The 22572-nt window shown below is 40.6% G+C and carries 23 protein-coding genes; 4 read left to right on the top strand and 19 right to left on the bottom strand.

The genetic code is table 11. From position 1 onward, the window contains the following. Positions 1–8: 8 nt before the first annotated feature. From GMD3S_RS0206420 to GMD3S_RS0206510, 18 genes are all read right to left on the bottom strand, one after another. Positions 9–2195, bottom strand: coding sequence for a PTS transporter subunit IIBC (locus GMD3S_RS0206420; RefSeq protein WP_000973832.1), 2187 nt, complete (start codon positions 2193–2195; stop codon positions 9–11). 218 nt (positions 2196–2413) lie between these two features. Next, complete coding sequence (gene ftsX, locus GMD3S_RS0206425; RefSeq protein WP_000625556.1) at positions 2414–3340, bottom strand: permease-like cell division protein FtsX; 927 nt, start codon at positions 3338–3340, stop codon at positions 2414–2416. Beyond that, a complete protein-coding gene (gene ftsE, locus GMD3S_RS0206430) occupies positions 3333–4025 on the bottom strand; it encodes a cell division ATP-binding protein FtsE (RefSeq protein WP_000022276.1) in 693 nt (230 codons plus the stop codon). Before ftsE ends, ftsX begins: the two co-directional genes overlap by 8 nt. A gap of 17 nt (positions 4026–4042) precedes the next feature. After that, positions 4043–5138, bottom strand: a protein-coding gene (prfB, locus tag GMD3S_RS0206435; protein WP_155991877.1) for a peptide chain release factor 2 whose coding sequence is annotated in 2 segments (ribosomal slippage) — positions 4043–5065 and positions 5067–5138 — 1095 coding nt in all. Because the reading frame shifts where the segments join, the coding sequence is not laid out codon by codon here. A gap of 110 nt (positions 5139–5248) precedes the next feature. Beyond that, a complete protein-coding gene (locus GMD3S_RS0206440) occupies positions 5249–5905 on the bottom strand; it encodes a CBS domain-containing protein (protein ID WP_000268642.1) in 657 nt (218 codons plus the stop codon). A gap of 152 nt (positions 5906–6057) precedes the next feature. Beyond that, positions 6058–7485 carry a cytosine permease gene (locus GMD3S_RS0206450; protein WP_000041475.1) on the bottom strand — a complete coding sequence of 476 codons (1428 nt, stop codon included), beginning with the start codon at positions 7483–7485 and terminating at the stop codon, positions 6058–6060. Position 7486: 1 nt separating this feature from the next. After that, positions 7487–7672, bottom strand: a complete 186-nt coding sequence (locus GMD3S_RS0206455; protein WP_000859100.1) for a hypothetical protein — start codon at positions 7670–7672, stop codon at positions 7487–7489. Between the two features lies 1 nt (position 7673). Then, entirely contained in the window at positions 7674–9452 is a 1779-nt protein-coding gene (locus tag GMD3S_RS0206460) for a phosphotransferase (protein ID WP_000954674.1), read from the bottom strand. Between the two features lie 409 nt (positions 9453–9861). Continuing rightward, entirely contained in the window at positions 9862–10572 is a 711-nt protein-coding gene (locus GMD3S_RS0206465) for an ABC transporter ATP-binding protein (RefSeq protein WP_000062204.1), read from the bottom strand. Then, positions 10572–11336 (bottom strand): ABC transporter ATP-binding protein, encoded by a 765-nt coding sequence (locus GMD3S_RS0206470; RefSeq protein ID WP_001186014.1) that lies wholly within the window; start codon positions 11334–11336, stop codon positions 10572–10574. Before GMD3S_RS0206470 ends, GMD3S_RS0206465 begins: the two co-directional genes overlap by 1 nt. Continuing rightward, on the bottom strand, positions 11336–12292 hold the full coding sequence (locus tag GMD3S_RS0206475) for a branched-chain amino acid ABC transporter permease (RefSeq protein WP_000856249.1): 957 nt from the start codon (positions 12290–12292) through the stop codon (positions 11336–11338). Before GMD3S_RS0206475 ends, GMD3S_RS0206470 begins: the two co-directional genes overlap by 1 nt. 3 nt (positions 12293–12295) lie before the next feature. Continuing rightward, on the bottom strand, positions 12296–13165 hold the full coding sequence (locus GMD3S_RS0206480; RefSeq protein ID WP_000941413.1) for a branched-chain amino acid ABC transporter permease: 870 nt from the start codon (positions 13163–13165) through the stop codon (positions 12296–12298). A gap of 119 nt (positions 13166–13284) precedes the next feature. Further along, a complete protein-coding gene (locus tag GMD3S_RS0206485) occupies positions 13285–14445 on the bottom strand; it encodes an ABC transporter substrate-binding protein (RefSeq protein ID WP_000726128.1) in 1161 nt (386 codons plus the stop codon). A gap of 88 nt (positions 14446–14533) precedes the next feature. Next, a complete protein-coding gene (locus tag GMD3S_RS0206490; RefSeq protein ID WP_000462104.1) occupies positions 14534–14803 on the bottom strand; it encodes a YlbG family protein in 270 nt (89 codons plus the stop codon). Positions 14804–14881: 78 nt separating this feature from the next. Beyond that, positions 14882–15472 (bottom strand): ATP-dependent Clp protease proteolytic subunit ClpP, encoded by a 591-nt coding sequence (gene clpP / locus GMD3S_RS0206495; RefSeq protein ID WP_000613467.1) that lies wholly within the window; start codon positions 15470–15472, stop codon positions 14882–14884. A 179-nt stretch (positions 15473–15651) separates the two neighbouring features. Next, the gene (gene upp, locus GMD3S_RS0206500; protein ID WP_000515974.1) at positions 15652–16281 is read right to left on the bottom strand and encodes a uracil phosphoribosyltransferase; all 630 of its coding nucleotides are present in this window, start codon (positions 16279–16281) and stop codon (positions 15652–15654) included. Between the two features lie 88 nt (positions 16282–16369). Further along, a complete protein-coding gene (locus GMD3S_RS0206505; protein WP_000136994.1) occupies positions 16370–16837 on the bottom strand; it encodes a deoxycytidylate deaminase in 468 nt (155 codons plus the stop codon). Positions 16838–16855: 18 nt separating this feature from the next. Next, positions 16856–17413 (bottom strand): TetR/AcrR family transcriptional regulator, encoded by a 558-nt coding sequence (locus GMD3S_RS0206510; RefSeq protein WP_000003897.1) that lies wholly within the window; start codon positions 17411–17413, stop codon positions 16856–16858. 124 nt (positions 17414–17537) lie between these two features. On the opposite strand from GMD3S_RS0206510, the gene GMD3S_RS0206515 reads away from it, so the two are divergent. Genes GMD3S_RS0206515 through GMD3S_RS0206525 form a run of 3 tightly spaced genes read left to right on the top strand, consistent with a single transcriptional unit; the run spans position 17538 to position 20157 of the window. Further along, a complete protein-coding gene (locus GMD3S_RS0206515; protein WP_000219955.1) occupies positions 17538–18383 on the top strand; it encodes a DegV family protein in 846 nt (281 codons plus the stop codon). 57 nt (positions 18384–18440) lie between these two features. Next, positions 18441–19622, top strand: coding sequence for an aminoacetone oxidase family FAD-binding enzyme (locus tag GMD3S_RS0206520; RefSeq protein WP_000680069.1), 1182 nt, complete (start codon positions 18441–18443; stop codon positions 19620–19622). A gap of 13 nt (positions 19623–19635) precedes the next feature. Further along, the gene (locus GMD3S_RS0206525; RefSeq protein ID WP_008278230.1) at positions 19636–20157 is read left to right on the top strand and encodes a DUF1697 domain-containing protein; all 522 of its coding nucleotides are present in this window, start codon (positions 19636–19638) and stop codon (positions 20155–20157) included. A gap of 44 nt (positions 20158–20201) precedes the next feature. Here GMD3S_RS0206525 and GMD3S_RS0206530 read toward each other — a convergent pair whose 3' ends face one another. Next, positions 20202–20942, bottom strand: coding sequence for a MerR family transcriptional regulator (locus GMD3S_RS0206530; protein ID WP_000274778.1), 741 nt, complete (start codon positions 20940–20942; stop codon positions 20202–20204). Positions 20943–21195: 253 nt separating this feature from the next. On the opposite strand from GMD3S_RS0206530, the gene GMD3S_RS0206535 reads away from it, so the two are divergent. Further along, positions 21196–22536: a sodium-dependent transporter gene (locus GMD3S_RS0206535; RefSeq protein WP_008278226.1), complete on the top strand. Its 1341-nt coding sequence runs from the start codon at positions 21196–21198 to the stop codon at positions 22534–22536. Positions 22537–22572: the final 36 nt, after the last annotated feature.

The raw sequence follows: 22572 nt of genomic DNA on the forward strand, positions 1-22572 counted from the left end.
CAAGTATATTACAATTCTACTTTAGCAACTGCTGTTTTAGCTGCAAGAGAACCTGTTTGTTCTAATTTAACTGATTTAAGGACATCACCATTTGTAAAGACAACCACTGTTGATGTTTTACGTCCTGCTTCTCGAATAGCATCCAAGTCAGCTGTGACAAGAAGGTCACCAGCGGCCACTTTTTGTCCTTCAGAAACATGAACAGTAAATGGTTTTCCTTCAAGACTTACTGTATCCAAACCAATATGAACAAGCACTTCAAGACCTGAGTCAGTGACAAGACCAAGAGCGTGTTTTGTTGGGAAGATACTTGATACAGTACCAGTAACTGGAGATACAATGTTACCATTTGCTGGCTCTACTGCAAATCCATCACCCATCATTTTTTGAGCAAAAACTGGATCTTCCACTTGTTCCAAGGCAACAACTTGACCGTCAGCTACTGAGTAAATATCCTCAGTTACACCCTTGTAATGTACAGTATTTTGTTGAGTTTCTGTCATTTGACTTGGAAGAGTTTCAGGAATTACTTCACCTGAGTCAAGGATATCTTGGATATCAGATTTCAATACGTCAGCTTTTGGTCCGTAGATAGCTTGGACTCCTTGTCCTTTCATGACAAGACCCATAGCTCCTTCTGCTTTCCATTGTTCCTCAGTACCAACGCGATCTGCGTCTTTAACAGTTACACGAAGACGAGTCATACATGCATCCACATCTACGATATTTGCACGACCACCAAGAAGGTTAATGATGTTTACGGCTTGAGAAGCTGCTGCAACTTTTGGAGTTCCAGGAGCTGCTTCTTCTGATGCCCCTTCAGCTGTTTCGTAGTTTCCGTTACGTCCTGGAGTTGCGTAGTTGAATTTCTTGATCATGAAGTTGGCAATGAAGTACATGATAACCGCAAAGAGAACAGTTACCCAGATAAAGTTAACGATATCCATACCAATACCAGCATTAATTGCCAATGGTGTACGAGTCAAGAATTCAATTGAACCGAATGAGTGGACACGAAGGTGAACAATATCTGCCATAGCAAAGGCAGCACCTTGAACTACTGAATAAACAAGGTAAAGAGGTGTTGCGATGAACATGAACATATACTCGATAGGTTCAGTAACCCCTGTCAAGAATGTTGCAAGGGCTGTCGCAATCATCATACCCTTGTATTGGTGTTTCTTGTCAGCATCAACATTGCGGTAGATAGCAACGATGACACCCATCAAGATACCAAATGAACCGATCATTTGTCCAACTTTGAAACGAGCTGGAGTGACTGTTGTAAGAAGGTGTTGGTATTGGTCAGCATTTGAACCTTTAAGGTTAACCAGGTCAGTTACCCAAGCAAGCCAAAGCGGATCTTGACCAAATACTTGTGTTCCTTTTGCTGCACCAGTTAACACTTCGTATGTTCCACCAAGAGCTGTATAGTTCATTGGGATTGTCAACATGTGGTGAAGACCGAATGGCAAGAGCAAACGTTCCAAAGTACCATACAAGAATGGTGCAAGGACTGGAGCAGTTTCTTGTGAGTTGGCAATCCAAATACCAAAGTTGTTGATACCTGTTTGAACTACTGGCCAAAAGGCAGCAAGTACAATTGCAGCAATAGTTGAACGAAGAATAACGACGAATGGTACGAAACGTTTACCATTGAAGAATGAAAGGGCATCAGGAAGTTTACGGAAGTTGTAGTATTTGTTATAAGCTGTTGCCCCAACAAAACCAGAGATAATCCCTACGAAAACCCCCATGTTAAGTGCTGGTGCCTCAAGAACGCTGATAAAGTAGTCAGCAACCTTGATTGAACCACCAAAGAAGGTAGTAACCATTGCTTCAGGGTTTTTCAACATATCACCTGTAACACCGAAGATAGTACCTGTGATACGGTTAATCAAGATAAAAGCAAGTCCGGCTGCAAATGCACCACCTGCACGTTCTTTTGCCCAGCTTCCCCCAATAGCAAGGGCAAACAAGATATGAAGGTTACCGATAACCCCCCAACCAATTTGCTCAAGGATTCCACCTGTAATCACTAGAGGAGCAAGGTTTGGGTCGATCATCACGATTGATTTACCGATTGAGATCATCAATCCCGCCGCTGGCATAACGGCGATAACCACCATTAAAGCCTTACCGAATTTTTGCCAAAATTCGAAAGACAAGACATTTTTGAATGTAGCTTTCATCATTCAAATCTCCTTTATTTTATTTAGGCAAACGTTTTACGAAAACGTTTGCATTTAGTTATGTATTAATTATACCACTTTTATTTTTTTTGTAAAGGCTTTTATAAAAAAATTGTCTATTTTTTTAATTTTTAGAAAGGAAAAAGAGAAGTTTACGAAAACTTCTCTTTTAAATATGTATTATTTTTCTGATTTGTTCTGCAATTTGCATTTAAATCCAACTAAATCTTCAAGAATCGACGCATTGAAATCCCTGAACCAATTGAACCAATGAAAATTCCGATTATAAATAATAGGACTGTCATCAGAGGGATAAACACATCTGGCGTAATCATTGACAAGTTTTGACCTACCAAAGATTTATTGACCGATTGATAAACCATATTGTAAACAAAGAATACAAGGACTGAAGGAATTGCTGCACCGAGCAAGCCAATAAAAGCACCTTCTAGCAAGAATGGACCACGGATATAGCCATTTTTCGCTCCTACAAGACGCATGATCTGAATCTCACGACTACGTGAAATAATGGTGATACGAATGGTATTGGAAATGAGGAAGACTGCGATAAAAATCAAGAGCCCTGCAATAACCAATCCCCAAACACGGATAAAGGAAGCCAATTCAAAAAGTCGTTGAGTGTTGGCTCCACCATCTTGAACCTCTGATACTCCCTCAATTTTCTTAGCTTCTTCAGCTACCGTTTTAACATCACTCGGAGAATTTGTATCGACGATATAGGCATCATAGAGAGGGTTTGCATCCCCTTCAAAGACCTTCCAATCGTCACCCATTGTTTCCGTCAGTTTTTCGTACTGTTCCTCTTTACTTGAGAAGGTAACACTCTTAACAGCAGGCATAGCTTTCAAAGCATCATAGACCTTGTGGTAGTCATTATTGGTAACTGTCTGACCTTCTTTTTCAATCGTTTCACTGTTATCAGCTACATCCTTACGAATGTAAACCATGACCCGAACGTTGTTTTCAATGTCGGTAGCCAGTTTTGCTGTATTAAAAATTACAGATGCAAACAGGGCAACGAGTGTTAAGGTAATCATAACCGAACTCACTGCTGCTACTGTCATCCAGCCATTTCGTTTTAAACTTTTTAACGATTCAAATAAATGGCGAAAAAATCTACTAATCATCGTATCCATATTCTCCTTTAGCTTCGTCACGAACGACACGGCCATTTTCAATGGCAATGACACGGTGGCGCAAGGTATTTACAATCTGGCTATTGTGGGTTGCCATCAAGACAGTAGTACCTTGGAGATTGATGCGTTCCAACAGATTCATAATTTCCCATGAATTATCTGGGTCCAAGTTTCCTGTTGGCTCATCGGCAATCAATACTTTAGGATTGTTGACAATCGCACGCGCAATCGCAATCCGTTGCTGCTCTCCACCTGAGAGTTCATTAGGGAAAGAGCGAACCTTATGTTTCAAACCAACCAGGTCCAATACTTCCATAACACGTTTTTTGATGTTGCGACGGCTCTCACCGATTACTTCCATTGCATAGGCAATATTCTCATAAACAGTCTTCTTAGGCAAGAGTTTGTAATCCTGAAAGACTACCCCGACACTACGACGTAGTAGTGGGACATCTTTCTTCTTAATTTTAACTAAATTAAAGCCTGCAACTGATAGGCTTCCTTTTTCGATCTTTACTTCTCGATATAAAGCTCGAATAAAGGTTGACTTACCTGCCCCAGAAGGTCCTACGATATAGGCAAACTCTCCTGATTCAATGGTAACAGATACACCACGCAGGGCAGTCGTTCCATTGTCATACTTTTTGACAACATCTCTCATTTCAATGATTGACATATGAGTTCCTTTCTATCTTAGCTGATTCGCCACTTGAGGTAGGCATCGATAAAACCATCAAGGTCTCCATCCATCACCTTATCTACCTGAGCAACTTCAAAGCTTGTACGGTGATCTTTTACCATAGTATAAGGCGTGAAAACATATGAACGGATTTGACTTCCCCAAGTGATTTCTTTTTTCTCACCTTTAAGAGAATCAACTTCCGCAGCTTTCTTTTCTTGCTCCATTTGATAGAGCTTAGCCTGCAACATCTTCATGGCACGATCTCTATTTCCATACTGGGTACGATCGACCGTTGATTGGACGACAGTTCCCGTAGGAATGTGTGTCAAACGCACACCTGTTGAAACCTTATTGACGTTCTGTCCACCAGCACCACCTGAACGGAAGGTATCCATTTTGATATCATCTTCACGAATCTCCACTTCGATGGTATCATCCAACTCAGGCATAACCTCTACGGATGTAAATGAAGTATGGCGACGTTTAGCAGAGTCAAATGGCGAAATACGGACCAAACGGTGAACACCCATTTCTGATTTAAGTAGGCCGTATGCATTGGGTCCTTCAAAAGACAAGGTCACAGACTTGATACCCGCTTCATCACCAGTTTGGTAATCCAAGACTTCTACTTTAAAGCCTTTGGCATTTCCATAACGAGTATACATACGAAGCAACATATCGCCCCAGTCCTGTGCCTCAGTACCACCAGATCCTGGATGGATTTCCAAGATTGCATTATTATGGTCATAAGGTTCTGACAAGAGAAGGGTCATCTCGTAGCTGGTCATCATCTTATCCAGTTCTGTCAACTGTTCGACCAGTTCATCATGGACTGACTCGTCTTCTGCTAAAAAGTCCAATAAAATCTCAACTTCATCCTGCAACTCTTCCATTTTACGGAAGGTGTTGTAGGTGTTTTTTAATTCATTTAATTCTTGCGACGTTTTTTGGGCCGCGATATTATCGTTCCAAAAATCAGGTTCTGTCATCTTGTTTTCCAAGATGGCAATCTCTTCCTCTAAGCCTTCGAGGTCAAAGAGACCCCCTAAAAGAAGCTAATTTTTCACGATTTGCGTCAATTTTTTGACGAATTTCTGAAATGTCCATAGATACTCCTTTTCATATCGTTTTATTATACCATAATCTCTCATTTCTTTCCATATTTTGCTTTTCACCGCTTTTGATGGCAGAAGAAAAGAGGCTTTATAGCCTCTTGTTTAAAGGACTTTGGCAGAGGTATGAGTGATCTCCTCCACTTGAATTCCTTCTTTTTCAAACTTTTCCTTTAATGCAATCAAATCGATTTTTCCATCAATTTGAACTTCGATGACGACCTTGCCATCCTTACGTGGAATGTTGACAGTATGGGAAATATTTAAATCCTCCTCTACAATTAGAGCTACAATTTTCCCCAGTACTCCGACTTCATTTTCTGTAATGAAACGAACACGAATCCCCTCTTCTCCGTATCCAGCGATTTCCAAGAAAGCCTGAAAAACATCGCGGTCTGTAATGACGCCGTAGACCTGATGATTGTCTACGACTGGTAATATCCCAATTTTATTTTTCAGCATCAGGTAGGTCGCATCTTCTAGACTAGCATAGCCAGAAACCGTCACGACATCTCGAATCATTACATCTTTTACTTTGGTTTTATTCAGAAGATAATTCATCTCATAGATAGAGAGACTGGTTGCTTTAGATGGGCTGGCTTCCGCAATGGTTCCTTCTGTTACCAATCCGACTAATTGATCGTTTTCGATAACAGGTAAACGGTGCAAACCTTGCTCGCGCATCAAATCTGCTGCGTGTGCTACAGTCGTATCTGGACTGATATAAACTACCTTACGGGTCATGAAATCTTTAACTGCCATGAGACTTCTCCTTCTATATTGCTACTTTTATTATACACTTTCTTAGAAAATCTATCAAACGCTTTCATCTCTTTTTCAAGATTTTGAATAATCTGAGAAGTTTGCATAAAATGCCAGTATAAATTAAGAGGGAACCGTAGTCCCCTCTCTTCTTAAATCGTAACAGTGTCTCGATCTTTTATCATATAACGTTTCAGTGGGCTAAGACTGGCTAGCCAATATAGTAGACCGCCAAATAGCGCAGTAAAACCACTACCCGTTGTGATTAAAAAGATTGGACTTTGAATTTGTGCAGTTACAGGGTTGTAAACAAATAGTACCGCTACCAATAAGGAGATAAATACGCAAGACAAGCCAACTAAGTTAAATCCTTTGGTAAACTCGTAGGCGTCATGCCCTTCAAGGAAATAGGCTGACCGCAAGTCGAGTTTTCGTTTTCTTAAGATAAAATAGTCGACAACAATCATACCAATAATTGGCCCCTGAATATAGGCGGCTAGGGAGATGAAGGATCCGAAATACTCTTCTACTCCTCCCCAGATAGTGAGTAGACTCACGTAAACCATGGCAATCCAAACCATTAGTCTATAGCTTACTTTTGGCATCCCGCTTTTGACAATCATACAGTTCACATACGATCCTGTCCCCTGGGTTCCAATATTGGCAAAGGCTACTAGTAGTAGACTTAAGAGAGCAAAGGCTGGGGTGCTTAGAGTTGATAGCATGGTTGTTGGATCACTTTCATACACACCTGTTTTGACAAACATGGCTAGAGCCATGACTCCACCTGTCGCAACGAAGAATGGAGCGACAACCCCGTATGATAAAGCTGTAGCCCAATAACCACTGCGTTCTGATTTTGCTAAACGCGGTAAAACCAATGCTTGTGTAGACCAAGAAAAGGCAAAGGCAACATTTCCTTCTCCAGAAAGCATGAAGCGTTCTAATGGCGTCAAATCTCCTTGAGTGGCTGGTTGGATATTCATAATATCAGTTATAGGAACGGCGACAAAGCAGATTCCAACGATAATGAGACCGACAATCAACAAGGCGATAACCAAGAAGCGATTGGTCCATTTAATCACTTCTGGACCTCCAAGAGCAATGAGAGTTCCAAGCAGAACACAGAGGGTACCAAGAATAGGCGCCCATACTCCCTTGTCTAAACCAAGTCCAAAATTATTTGCCAAATGAATCATAGAGCTGGCAAAAAGATTAGCTGCAACGGCGTACCAGCCAAAGTTAGCCAAGCTAATAATGGTTGATAGCAAGGCCACCCCTTTTCTACCTAGAACGGCTCTCAACCAAATCCACAAATCAATTCCATATTTAACAGCAAACAAGATTGGGAGACATTCGATAAAAACCCAGATAATGTTGAAACTAAAAATATTAATCAACATTTGATTAAAGGTCAAATATTGAGCCACATAGGCTCCTTGGGTATAACACCAAGTTGCGATGGCAAAACCACTTGTCGATAGAAAGAGATCCCAGAAAGAATATTGACGATCCTTATTGGTCATGGGAACAATTCCGGTTATGGTTTCTTGTTGGATATAGTCATTCATTTTAGACATGTTATTGAATTCCTCCCGTCATTGCTAAGATAATCAAAACAAGGTTGATTAGGACTATGGAGATGATTAAAATGAAATCACTTTTTAGGAAGGGTTGAACAAACTCGTAGTTTGGCGACTCCATTTCTTCCAATCTTCTCTTTGTTTCAGTTGCTACTAAATCTTCAATTTCGGATGTCGTTTTCATCTTAGTTTTCCTCCAAATACAAGTCAAGGGCCAGTTGTCCATATTGTTTGGTATAGCGATACCAGATGTAGAGGAACTCACCGACTGGTTTTCCAACACTCTCCTGGAACAAAGCCCACAAGAACCAATAATATGAGGTCACTGCTACATAAGCTAAGTAGTGACGTTTGGTTTTCTTATCTGGAACTCCTTGTAGATACAATTCTAGTACTTTTTCAGCATCCTCCACGGTATAATTGGAACACGCGATAAAGGTGCCCAAATCTCCTGCTGGCTCTCCCATTCCAGAATATTCCCAGTCAATCAAGCTCATTTCGCCTGCTTCATTTAACAAAAAATTAGGACTATAGGAATCTCCATGACAAAGGACAACCTGTTTCGGATCATTCTGTAAATAATTTTTGAGAATTGAGACAGTTTTATCCAATTCCTCGAGACCATCAAACTCAAATCGATTTCTAGCCTTCAATTTTTCTCTAAAATCATCAATCCCTTCAAATTGGTCAAAGGAATGTCCCGTTTTTTCTCCAGATTGGTGTAACCGTCTCAAGAGGTCCATTGCTTGTGCCACATCATCCCAATTATCATAATCCAGTTGCTTAGCATTAGGAATAAATTCTGAAATTTTCCAGCCCTCATCTTTGTTCATAGCTACAAAGGTACGGTCAATCTTTAATTTTGCAGCAATTTCCATAGAAGCTGCTTCACTAGCTCGGTCGATATAATTTTCTGTTCCCCTACCCGGATGACGGTAAACATATCTTTTCCCTAGACAGTCAAATGAAAATGATGTGTTGGTTAATCCATCTTTTAGTGGTTTGATATTGACAATATCTGAAGCCACACACTTTAATGTCTTACAGATATTATCAATAATGGCCGAATCTGCATTTACCAAATAACGTTCATCAAATTGACGTAGTTCATCTAGTGAATCAAATTCTTTAACAATATCCGCTGAATAGTGGCGCGCTTCTAAAAGGAGTTCTTTGACATGGCGACCATAGTAATCCTCCCAAAGCTGTTCCCGATAAGGTTCGTGTTTAAACTCGGTTTCTAAAACTTCCTTGAATTTCTCGCTGAATGCACGGTCGAAATAAACGTGCCCCACCATGGCCCAAGTATTTTCTCCACCAATCTGGATATCAATGATGGTGTGATTCGAATCCTCTATAACACAATATTCGTCCGTTTGACCTTCTGCGAATATCGTCGAGTAGTAACCTCTATAAATATATTGCTCAAAAGGATTTTCCACAAAATAATTATCCGATGAACAAATATACGTGTTGGAAAGTTGATCTTTAACCAACATAAGAGACGAACAGTTATTGTATTTGAAGTAATCATTATTCACTACAATTTTTACACCAAACTTCTCTGCAAGATAGAACATTTTTTCTTGAAGATAGCCTACAATAACGGTTATATCTTCTATTCCCGCTTCTTGCAGTTGTCTGATTTCCCTCTCTATCAAGCGTTCCCCCTTGACTTGAAGTAATCCTTTAGGAATCTCATAAGACAAAGGAGCAAAACGACTACTCATGCCAGCAGCCATTATAATGGCATTTTTTACTCGATAGGGTTCTAAAACTTTCTGACCTAGTTCTGTTAAGTGAAGCTCCTCATCAAGCCACTTCTCTTCTTTCAGTTTTTTCAATAATGTGTTGATTGTTCCTAAAGATAGGTCTAACTCTTCAGCTAACTGTCGCTGAGTAAATGTCTTTTCTTTATGTATCAACATAAAACGCAAAAGTTTAAATTGTTTTTCTGTTAGCATTCTTAGTCCTCCTGTTCAATTTTTTCTTACTCATATTATAATATGAACAAAAATGACTGTCAATTCAAATAGGGAAACAATGAGTAAAAATTAAGACCTTCTTCCCTTTCCTCAAAAAACATATAAATAAAAGAGCTCCTTATTCTGGAGCCCTGAAATATTTTATATTTTTGATAAGTAGTCGTATTAGGTTTCGCTTGATTGCAATCCTTATCCGCCGACTAAAAAGGTCACCCAGACTATAGAGGGATTACGTGCGCAATCTCCATCCACAACCTAAACTAGTCTCTCAGACTAGAGGAGAATTGCTTATGCAATCCTTATCCTCCGACTAAAAAGGTCCCCCGGACTATAGAGAGATTGCTTGCGCAATCCTTATCTACCGACTAAAAAGGTCCCCGGGACCTTTTTAGCCACCTAGATATGCTTTTCTGACTTCATCTGATGCTGCGAGTTCTTTTCCTGTTCCTGATAGGACGATCTTGCCTGTTTCAAGTACATAACCTCGGTCAGAGATAGCAAGGGCCTTGTTAGCGTTCTGTTCAATTAGGAGAACCGTTGTTCCTTGCTTCTGAATATCTTGAATGATATCGAAAATTTCTTGGATAAAGATCGGGGCAAGTCCCATTGACGGCTCATCCAAGAGAAGGAGCTTAGGTGTAGACATGAGAGCGCGTCCCATAGCCAGCATCTGCTGTTCACCACCTGAAAGAGTTGCCGCATCTTGGTTTTTACGCTCTTCAAGACGTGGGAAGCGTGAGAAAACTTTTTTCAAGTTAGCTTGATTTTCTTCACGATTTTTCTTTAAAAAGGCTCCCATTTCTAAGTTTTCCATAACAGTCAAACCTGGGAAAACATGGCGTCCCTCAGGGACTTGTGAAAGGCCACCTGCCACGATTTTTTGTGCAGGCAACTTTTGAATTTCTTTTCCCAAAAACTCAATTTTACCAGCACTTGGACGAACCAAACCTGAAAGGGTACGAAGAATGGTTGTTTTACCGGCACCATTGGCACCGATAAGGGAAACAACTTCACCTTCATTAACCTCGAAACTTACATCACGAACTGCTTGGATCATACCATAATGCACAGAGAGGTTTTCAACTTTTAACATAGACATTAGGCTTCACCTCCTAGATAAGCTTCGATAACACGTTTGTTGTTCTTGATCTCATCCGGAGTCCCATGAGCAATCAACCGACCATATTCAAGAACATAGATACGCTCAGTGACTTCCATAACCAAATTCATGTCATGTTCGATAAGCATGATGGTAATTTTAAATTCATCTTTGATACGACGGATCAATTCTGTCAATTCAGCTGTTTCTTGTGGATTCATACCAGCTGCAGGTTCGTCCAAAAAGAGGATCTTAGGTTCAGTTGCCAGAGCACGAACGATTTCTAATCGACGTTGTTGACCATAAGCCAGATTCTTGGCAAGAGTATCTGCGTCACCATCCAAATCAAAGATCTTCAACAAGTCCAAAGCTTTGCTTTTTAATTCTTCCTCATTCTTATAAAAAGCTGGTAGGCGTAGGAAGCTCGCAAGGACATGTTGTTTATGATGATTGCTAAATGCAATCAAAACATTCTCCAAAACTGTCAAGTCCTTGAACAAACGAATATTTTGGAAAGTACGACTGAGACCAAGTGAAGCAATCTTATAGGGAGTTTTCCCATTTAGGAGGTGACCATCTAGTGTCACAGTACCTTCGCTTGGTTCATAAACACCGGTCAAGAGATTGAAAAGGGTTGTTTTACCAGCTCCGTTTGGTCCAATCAGACCAACCAATTCTCCCTCGTTCAATTCAAGAGTGACATCTCCAACAGCTGTTAGACCGCCAAAATGTTTGGTTAACTGTTTAACTTCAAGTAATGCCATTAGTTTTGTCCCTCCTTCTTCGATTTTTTAAAGAAACGTGATAGACTCAATTCCCATGTCCCAAGAAGTCCACCTGGTCTGAAAATCATGACCAATACAAGAGCCAAAGCGTAGATAATCATACGTACGCTTGCTACATCCTGAAGGAGCATATTTAAAATTCCTAAAACAATCGCTGAAACGATGGTACCAGTAATCGATCCAAGTCCACCAAATACAACGATAATCAACACATTGATGGAATTAATAAAGGTGTAATCTTTTGGGACAACAGATCCGATAAAACCAGCCTGAAGTGAACCAGCAATACTTGCTGTAATGGCTCCAAAGACAAAAGCGATAATCTTGATCTTTGTGGTGTTTACCCCAACGGATTCTGCAGCAATCTCATCCTCACGAACAGATAGAGTAGAGCGTCCAATTGGACTACGTAAGAAGTTGAGAGTTGCAATAGTTGTGATCACCACAAATAGATAAACCATTTGCCAGTTAGTAAAGTTTGGAATACCCAAGATACCAGCAGCACCGTTGGTCAAACTGCCACCATTAATGATAAAGATACGAATGATTTCTGAAACACCTAGTGTCGCAACTGCCAGGTAGTCACCCTTCAAACGGAGTGTTGGGATCCCAACGAGCAAAGCGACTGCACCAGAAATCAAGGCACCCAAAACCATCGCTCCAAAGAAGGCACCATAGGTTGGTGATTTTGAACCAATAATCGCTGCTGCATAAGCCCCAATCGCCATAAAACCTGCATGACCGAGTGAAAATTGTCCTGAAAAACCAACGATTAAGTTCAAACCTACTGCAAGGATGATATTAATCCCAATTTGTTCTAAAATTTGTACATGGAATAGATTGAGAACACCAGCAGAAACCAGTACACTAATCAATCCATAACCCGCTAACAGAAGGAATAACCAGAGAATATTTATTTTAAGATTTGTCTTCATTGTTTACACCTTCTCTTTCACATTCTTACCAAGGATACCTGCAGGTCGAACAATCAGAATCAAAAGCAAGATTCCATACACGATAGCATCACGGAAATCAGACATACCAAAGGCAGTAGCAAATGTTTCCAACAAGCCAATCACAAATCCTCCTAGAGCTGCACCAGGAATAATCCCGATACCACCGAGTACGGCCGCAACGAATGATTTTAGACCTGGAGTCACACCCATCAAAGGTTCAAGAGAGTTGTAGTAAAGGGCAATGAGGACTCCTGCTGCACCAGCAAGGGCTGAACCCAAAGCAAAGGTAAAGCTGATTGTACGATTTACATTAATTCCCATCAATTGAGCTGCGTCACTATCAACTGATACCGCACGCATGGCTTTCCCCATTTTTGTTTTTTGGACGATCAATTGCAATAAAACCATCAAGAGTACAGAAACTGCTAAAATCATCAATTGAACATTTGTCAAGCTAATTGGTCCCAAGTCAAAGCGAACTGTTTCAATTGCTTGAGGGAAGGCACGAGTATTGGCGCCTACTAGATAAACCATTCCGTATTCCAGTAGGAAAGACACTCCGATGGCAGTAATCAATACAGCAATACGTGTAGAGTGTCGTAAAGGACGGTAGGCAAGAAACTCAATCACAACACCAAGTAGTGCGGTCCCTGCCATTGAAATAATTAAAGCTAAAAAGAAATCCATTTGGAAAGAATTAATCAAAAAGTAACCAATAAAGGCACCCATCATATAAATATCACCGTGGGCGAAGTTGATGAGTTTGATAATTCCATAAACCATGGTATAACCCAGAGCCAAAAGTGCATAAACACTACCCAGAATTAGACCATTCACAAGTTGTTGGAGCATAGCATTCACTCTTTTCTATCCTTATTTTTTAGAAAATTTCATTATTTTCACAAGTTCATAAACACCGAAACAGGGAGTGAGTCAAAGGCTCATTCCCCATTTCAATTACTATTCTAATGTTATGGTTTTACAACTTCTGCTTCTTCAACTTTACCATTGTTCATGGTCATCATGTAAGCAGTTTTCACAGTATTGTGGTCAGCATCAAAGCTTGTTTGACCAGTTACACCATCAAAATCTTTGGTTTTAGCAAGGTTGTCCTTGATCTCACCTGAGTTTTTAGCACCTTTTGCAGCATTTGCTACTAGGTAAACTGAGTCATAGGCCAAAGCTGAGAATGTTGAAGGCTCTTCATTGTATTTAGCACGGTATGCTTCAAGGAAAGCTTTAGCTTTTGCAGAAACATCAACTGTAGTTGAGAATCCAGAGATGAAGTAAATGTTTGATGCTCTTTCAGCAGTTGCTTGTTGAACAAATTCTTCACCGTTAAATCCATCACCACCAATGATTGGTTTATCAATTCCCATACCACGAGCTTGGTTTACAATTTTACCAGCTTCTGTGTAGTAACCTGGAACTACGATAGCGTCAAACTCTTTGTCTTTCATTTTAGTAAGGGCTGCTTGGAAGTCAGTATCACCTGCTACAAACGTTTCATCTGCTACAATCTCACCCTTGTAGGCTTCGCGGAAAGATTTAGCAATACCTTTTGCATAGTCACTAGCGTTGTCAGTATAAAGAACAACCTTCTTAGCATTCAATTTGTTTGTTACATAATTAGAAATAATCTTCCCTTGGAAGCTATCTTGGAATGTTCCAATAAATAGGTAATCTTGACCTTTAGTCAAACCGTCTTGAGTAGCACTTGGTGAAATCAATGGCACTCCAGCTTTAGTAGCGTTAGCTACAGCTGCAGCAGTTGCACCAGATGTCGCAGGTCCTACAATAGCTGCTACTTTTGATTGGGTAACAAGGTTTGTTGTAACAGAAGCTGCTTCAGCAGTTTCTGACTTGTTGTCTTTGTCTACAACTTCGATTTGTTTCCCATCAATTCCACCTGCAGCATTGATTTCGTCTACGGCAAGTTGGGCACCTTTTTGTTCAGCTGTACCGTAAGCTGCCACAGCACCTGTCTCTTCAAAGTTAAAACCGATTTTAATTGTTTTTTCGTCTACTGGATTTCCAGTTGTGTTTGACGCTCCTGACTTGACCTCTCCACAGGCAGCAAGAAGAGCCACACTAGCAAGAGCCACAAAAGATAGGGCAAATTTTTTCTTCATTTTTAATCTCCTTATAGTTGTTTCAAAAATTGTATGTTAAGAATATACCGAATTATCAGAAAATTGTCAATGTATTTGTTTAACTTTTTTAAATGATAACGTTTTCTTCAGTCCGATAGAGATTCCCAACGAAGGGGGGTTCTAGCTCTTGAATATGGCAACGTCTAATTTTCTTGATATATCTTTCCTTACCTAATCTCTCAACTAAGTCATCTAGCTCCTCAGTTGAAACATAGAGTTGCAAGTAACGATGTTTTTTAGAGTGGTAACAGATATCACCGTATTCCTGAATTTTTTTTGCATCTCGATTATAGTAGAGATAGATGATTAATCCTGATCGATTTGTTTTTTCAAACATGAGGAATCCTCTTTCTAAGAAATCTTCTCCTATTATATCAAAAAAAGCAAACTCCGTCGAGTTTACTTTCTAGGTTGCTTAGCTTAAAGAATTATTGGCCATGATTTCATCAATAAAGCCATATTCAAGTGTTTCTTGGGCACTCATCCAGTAATCACGTTCTGCATCTGCATGAATTTGCTCGACTGATTTACCAGAGTTATCTGCAAGGATTTGCTCCAAAGTCTTACGAGTTTTGAGCAAGTGCTCTGCAGCGATTGCCATATCGGTTTGTTGGGTACCACCACCTGTTCCACCCATTGGTTGGTGAATCATGTACTCCGCATTTGGAAGCATGAAACGTTTGCCTTTTGCGCCACTTGATGCAATAACAGTCCCCATAGATGCAGCCATCCCCATAACGATAGTTTGGACATCCGCTTTGATAAAGTTCATAGTATCAACGATTGCCAAACCAGCTGAAACAGATCCTCCAGGTGTGTTGACATAAAGGTAAATATCTTTTGTGCTATCTTGGGCATCCAAGAAGAGCAACTGAGCAATAACGGAGTTGGCCATGTTGTCTTCAACTGGACCTGTTAGCATGATGATGCGGTCTTTCAGAAGACGAGAGTAAATATCATAGGAACGTTCTCCACGGCTTGTTTGTTCAATAACTACAGGAATCATTCATTTCTCCTTTTATGTTTTATGTTGAATTTTCTTAGTCTTACGACTCAATACAGAACTATTATATCTTTTTGGTCAAAAAAGGTCAAATTTTTGCTCTATTCTCTAAACAGAAACAAAAACTCAACCTCCTTTCAAGTCAAAAACGAACTTCTAGTTTCACTATTTACTTTGGGATTTTATTTAGTACCGAACAAGCGGTCTCCAGCATCTCCAAGACCTGGAACGATATAACCGTGTTCGTTCAAGCGTTCATCCAAGGCTGCTGTAAAAATTTCTACATCTGGGTGAGCTTCTTGAAGAGCTTTCACTCCTTCTGGAGCAGATACTAGGCAGACAAACTTGATATTTGATGCGCCACGTTTTTTAAGGGAGTCAACAGCCAAGATAGCTGAACCACCCGTTGCCAACATTGGATCAACGACAAAGATTTGACGTTGGTCAATATCCTCAGGCAATTTCACCAAGTATTCAACTGGTTGAAGGGTTTCTTCATCACGGTACATACCGATATGACCAACTTTGGCTGCTGGAACCAAGCTCAAGAGGCCATCTACCATGCCGATACCTGCACGCAAGATTGGGACAATCGCCAATTTTTTACCAGCCAATTGTTTTTGAACGGTCTTTGTGATAGGTGTTTCGATTTCCACATCTTCAAGTGGAAGATCACGAAGTACTTCATATCCCATCAACATTGCAATCTCATCTACTAGTTCACGAAAAGCTTTTGTAGAAGTATCTGTACGTCGCAAGATTGACAATTTGTGTTGAATGAGTGGATGATTAATGACTTCAATTTTTCCCATTTTCTGAGTTCCTTCTTTCAATTTATTCTTCTTATTATATCAAAAAACGGTTTAAAAAGCTTTCTAAACCATTTATTTTTATTAATTTTTAAATCAAATCTGCCTCTTGAAGAGCTGTCTGAACAGTCTCTAATGGTAAATGGGTTAACTCGGTGCCTTTTTCTTGATAAAGGTACTGGGCATAGTCATCCATTCGGTACTGGTTGATATAAACCACGCGCTTGCAACCAACTTGAAGCAGTTGTTTGGTGCAGTTCAGACAAGGGAAATGGGTCACATAGGCTGTAAATCCTCTGGGAACCCCTCGCTCAGCCCCTTGGAGAATAGCATTAACCTCGGCGTGAAGGGTTCGAACACAGTGACCTTCAATGACCAGACATTCGTGGTCAATACAGTGCTCCGTTCCTGATACGGAACCATTATAGCCAGTTGAAATGACTTTATTGTCTTTGACTAAGACAGCTCCCACCTTGGCACGTTTGCAGGTCGAACGATTGGCAATCAGTAAAGCCTGGGCTGCAAAGTACTCATCCCAAGCCAGTCTTTTTTCTGTCATAAGTCTTCTCCTTATCCCCTATTTTTTGAAAAATGGCAAGCGTAAATCTGCAATCTTTTCAGCTGGAACCTTCATGCCATCCTTGATCCATTTGAGCAGAACCGATACGATGGCAGAACTCCAAAAGGAATGAAGGTAGCTACTAACGCCTTTTGATTTTCCGTGATATTTTTCTAGAAATTCCTGCATGGCTTGGACAAAAATCTTTTCCAAATGGTAGTCCAGAGCAAGTTGAATAACCTTGGCTTCTTTCTTGGCTGCGCGGAAAAGGTGTACCCAGACTAGATAAAGATCGGTTTTGACATCGTAGTGGCTCAACTGTTCCATAATATTATGGACACTGCGTTTAAAAACACTTTCCAAAATCTCTTCTTTGGAGTCATAGTTACGATAGAAGGCAGCACGAGAGACGCCCGCCCGTTTGACCAGCTCCGAAATACTGATCTTGGCCAAGTCTTTTTTCTCTAGAAGTTGCAAAAGAGCCGTCTCGATTGCTTCTCTGGTTAAAAAATTGGATTCTTGATTTGATTTTCTGAGATTTTCAAGAGATTTTTCAGATATTTTACGTTCAGACATAACAATTTCTTTCTACTTGTGACAACAGAGAGGTGGTACTTTTGTTTCAAGGGCTTTCATGATATAATTGTAAAAAAAGACAGAACCTTTGTCAATGTATAAGTGACAAAGATGGAGAATTTCTATGACTTGGAAGATTGTAGCTGACTCTGGTTGTGATTATCGTCAACTGGCAACTCCTGCTATTGATACGGAATTTGTTAGTGTTCCTTTAACCATTCAAGTAGCTGATCAGGTCTTTATCGATGATGCCAATCTTAACATTGACCACATGATGGAAACAATGTATGCGACTTCTGAGGCTTCAAAATCAGCTTGTCCTAGCCCTGATGATTACTTGCGTGCATTTGAAGGTGCTAAGCATATCTTTGTCGTTACTATCACTGGTACTCTTTCAGGTAGCCATAATAGTGCACAACTCGCTAAGAATATCCACCTTGAAGAACATCCTGACACTCAGATTCATGTGATCGATACATTGTCTGCAGGTGGTGAGGTTGACTTGATTGTCGATAAAATCAATAGCTTGATTGATCAAGGACTTTCTTATGAGGAAATTGTTAATGCTATTACAGCCTACCAAGAAAAAACGAAGTTGCTCTTTGTCCTCGCTAAGGTCGATAACTTGGTAAAAAATGGCCGTTTGAGTAAGCTTATCGGTACAGTTGTTGGCCTTCTCAACATCCGTATGGTTGGGGAAGCAAGTGAAACTGGAACCCTAGAACTACTCCAAAAAGCGCGTGGACCAAAAAAATCCCTTCAAGCAGCCTATGAAGAACTCATCAAGGCTGGCTACGCTGGTGGCCGTATCGTCATGGCTCATCGCAGCAATGATAAATTCTGTCAGCAATTGTCAGAACGCTTGCTGGAAACTTTCCCACAAGCGGATATCAAAATCATCCCGACGTCTGGTCTCTGTAGTTTCTATGCAGAAGATGGCGGTTTGTTGATGGGATATGAAATTAACTAAGATTATGAGCAACAAGAGATGCCAAGCATCTCTTGTTTTTTGTGGTACAATAGAGCTATGAAACATTTTGATACTATTGTCATTGGTGGAGGACCTGCAGGTATGATGGCTACGATTTCCAGTAGCTTTTATGGTCAGAAAACTCTTCTCATCGAAAAAAATCGCAAACTTGGGAAAAAATTAGCTGGAACGGGCGGTGGTCGTTGTAATGTAACCAACAATGGAACCTTAGATGACCTAATGGCAGGCATCCCGGGAAATGGGCGTTTTCTTTACAGTGTCTTCTCTCAGTTTGATAACCACGATATCATCAACTTTTTTACGGAAAATGGTGTTAAACTCAAGGTCGAAGACCATGGACGCGTCTTTCCTGCTAGTGACAAGTCTCGGACTATTATCGAGGCGCTAGAAAAGAAAATCACTGAACTCGGTGGTCAAGTTGCTACTCAAACAGAAATTATTTCGGTTAAAAAGATAGACGACCAGTTTGTCCTGAAATCCGCGGACCAGATCTTCACTTGTGATAAACTCATAGTCACAACAGGTGGAAAATCCTATCCTTCTACTGGTTCGACCGGATTTGGTCACGAAATTGCCCGCCATTTTAAGCACACCATTACCGAGCTTGAAGCTGCTGAGAGCCCATTGTTGACTGATTTTCCACATAAGGCCTTGCAGGGAATTTCCCTAGATGACGTGACCTTAAGCTATGGCAAGCATGTCATCACCCACGATCTGCTCTTTACACACTTTGGTTTTTCAGGCCCTGCTGCTCTACGTATGTCCAGCTTTGTCAAGGGCGGGGAGGTTCTCTCGCTAGATGTTTTGCCTCAACTTTCTGAAGAGGACTTGATTACATTTCTAGAAGATAATCGGGAAAAATCCTTGAAAAATGCTTTAAAAACTTTGCTTCCAGAACGCTTGGCAGAATTTTTGGTGCAAGGCTATCCTGACAAAGTTAAACAGCTAACTGAAAAAGAACGCGAGCAACTACTCCAGTCTATCAAGGCTCTCAAAATTCCTGTGACTGGCAAAATGTCTCTTGCCAAATCCTTTGTAACTAAAGGCGGTGTCAGTCTCAAGGAAATCAATCCCAAAACCCTCGAAAGTAAGCTGGTACCTGGGCTCCACTTTGCTGGCGAGGTCCTGGATATCAATGCCCACACGGGTGGCTTTAACATCACTTCTGCCCTCTGCACCGGATGGGTGGCAGGCTCCAATCCAATAAATACCAAGTAAGAAAGGAAGTCCTTTGGAACATATTATTTTACTAAGAGGCGTTACTCCTAATGGAAAAAATGCTATCCCGAAAATGTCTTATTTGGTAGATATTCTGACAGAAGCTGGTTTTCAACACGTTCGAACCTATATTCAAAGTGGGAATATCATTCTTGAAAGTGACTTAGATTTAGAAGAAATACGAGAACGCGTTCATACTCTGATAAAGGAAAAAATTGGGGCCGACTTAAAAATGGTTATCAAGAATAAGAACGATTTTGAAAAGATTGTTCATGAGAATCCATTTAGAGAAGACTATCTTTACGATCGTATACATGTGATTTTTTATCAGGGATTTATCCAAAGTCTGCCACTAGAAAAATTGAAAGCTGACTACGGTGAAGAAGAAATTTGTGTAGGTGATCACTGTCTCTACCTCTATCTCCCTAGAACTGCAAAACAAAAAAAGCTCAATACCAACTATCTTGAAAAATTGTTTGGCGTGGTTCTGACCATGCGAAAGTTAAACGTAGTTGAAAAACTATTAACCAAATAGTACTTGAAACCAGAAAAAATCAGCAGAGGTAACTCCGCTGATTTTTATTTTGTCTGTGTCTGAACATAAGTCGCAATGACATCTGATGTGTACTGGGCTGTTCCAGCTCCAAATTTGTCAATGTTTTCCTTAAACTCTGGGTTATAGACGTAGCCTTTGCCGATATGGCCGAAGACCTCAATAGAGCAGTCAAATCCATAAGTACGAATAGCTTGCAAGAGTTTGGCTGCTTGCTCTTGGTTTTCGACCGCTGTTGCAGCTAGCCCATTTTTAAGGTTTTGTGCCAAGGCTTGAAAAACTTGGTTGAAGGCGGCTGTAGCCTCATCTTCGCGACCTTTTTGGCGCTCGAGAGCCTGGCCCATGACTTCTTGTCCATACTTCTCTACCGCTTCTTGGTGGTATTTTTGATTGTCTTGATAGCTAAATCCAGTAAATTTTTCCTCAATCGTCATTTTTCTTTCTCCTTTTTGTTCTTGAATGGTTTTTTGCAAGGTGGAAATCAAGGTATCCAGATGTTGCCTTTCTTGGGTCAGATAGTCCAACTGTCTGGTCAAATGGGGCAATAAATCTGTCCTTTCTTCCTTTAACAGCTCTGCTATTTTTTCTAAAGAAAAGCCTAGATATTTATAATACAGAATGACCTGAAGTCGTTCCAAATCCTCTTGACTATAGGTTCGATAGCCGTTTTCTGACTTTAAAGGAACCAAGAGTCCTATCTTATCGTAGTGGTGCAGAGTCTTGACAGAGACACCTGAAAGCTGCGCAGCTTCTTTTATATGGTACATGATTTCCTCCTTACAAGAAATAGTATAACCCCTCCCCTTAGGTCAGAGTCAAGCGTTTTTGAGAAAAATTTTTAACTTTTTGAGAAAGGTGTGAAAACTTGAAAATGGTTTTCTTGACAGACCTTAGAAAACATGATAGGATAGTCAAGTCTATCAATCAAACAGAAGGCTCATAGAGAGCCATTGAGAGAGGGCTATTTGACAACTCAAGTAGCCTTTTCTTATTTTAAAAAAGGAGATTGGAGTTTCAACTATGTCAGAAAAATCGCAATGGGGCTCGAAACTAGGCTTTATTCTAGCATCTGCTGGTTCAGCTATCGGACTTGGAGCAGTTTGGAAATTTCCCTACATGACTGCTGCTAATGGCGGTGGGGGCTTTTTACTAGTCTTTCTCATTTCCACCATTTTAATCGGTTTCCCGCTCCTGCTGGCTGAGTTTGCCCTTGGCCGTAGTGCTGGCGTTTCCGCTATCAAAACCTTTGGAAAACTTGGTAACAATAGCAAGTACAACTTTATCGGTTGGATTGGTGCCTTTGCCCTCTTTATCCTCCTCTCCTTTTACAGTGTTATCGGAGGATGGATTCTGGTCTATCTGGGTATTGAGTTTGGGAAATTGTTCCAACTTGGTGGAACGGGTGATTATGCTCAGTTATTTTCTTCAATCATTTCAAATCCAGCCATTGCCCTAGGAGCTCAAGCAGCCTTTATCTTGTTGAATATCTTTATTGTATCACGTGGGGTTCAAAAAGGGATTGAAAGAGCTTCGAAAGTCATGATGCCGCTGCTCTTTATCATCTTTGTCGTCATCATCGGGCGCTCTCTCAGCTTGCCAAATGCCATGGAAGGGGTTCTCTACTTTCTCAAACCAGACTTTTCAAAACTAACTAGCGCTGGTCTCCTTTATGCTCTGGGACAATCTTTCTTTGCTCTCTCACTAGGGGTTACAGCCATGCTGACCTATGCATCCTACTTGGACAAGAAAACCAATCTGGTCCAGTCAGGGATTTCCATCGTAGCCATGAACATCTCGGTTTCCATCATGGCGGGACTAGCCATTTTCCCAGCCATGTCATCTTTCAATATCCAGTCGGAAGGGGGACCAAGCCTGCTCTTTATCGTCTTGCCTCAACTCTTTGACAAGATGCCTTTTGGAACTATTTTCTACATTCTTTTCCTCTTGCTTTTCCTCTTTGCGACGGTTACTTCCTCTGTCGTGATGCTGGAAATCAATGTGGGCAATATCACCAACCAGGACAACCGCAAGCGTGCTAAATGGAGTGCTATTTTAGGAATCTTGACCTTTGTTTTTGGAATTCCTTCAGCCCTTTCTTACGGTGTTATGGCGGATGTTCACATCTTTGGGAAGACCTTCTTTGATGCTATGGATTTCTTGGTTTCCAATCTCCTCATGCCATTTGGAGCTCTCTGCCTGTCACTTTTTACAGGCTATATCTTTAAAAAGGCTCTTGCTAAGGAGGAACTCCATCTCGATGAAAGAGCATGGAAACAGGGACTTTTCCAAGTCTGGCTCTTCCTTCTTCGTTTCATCATTCCTATTATCATCATTGTGGTTTTTATCGCCCAATTTATGTAAGCAAAAAGGACTTGAGTAATGAACTCAGGCCCTTTC

Origin of the sequence: Streptococcus sp. GMD3S (assembly GCF_000298695.2) — a bacterium.
In the GTDB taxonomy this organism is placed as follows: domain Bacteria; phylum Bacillota; class Bacilli; order Lactobacillales; family Streptococcaceae; genus Streptococcus.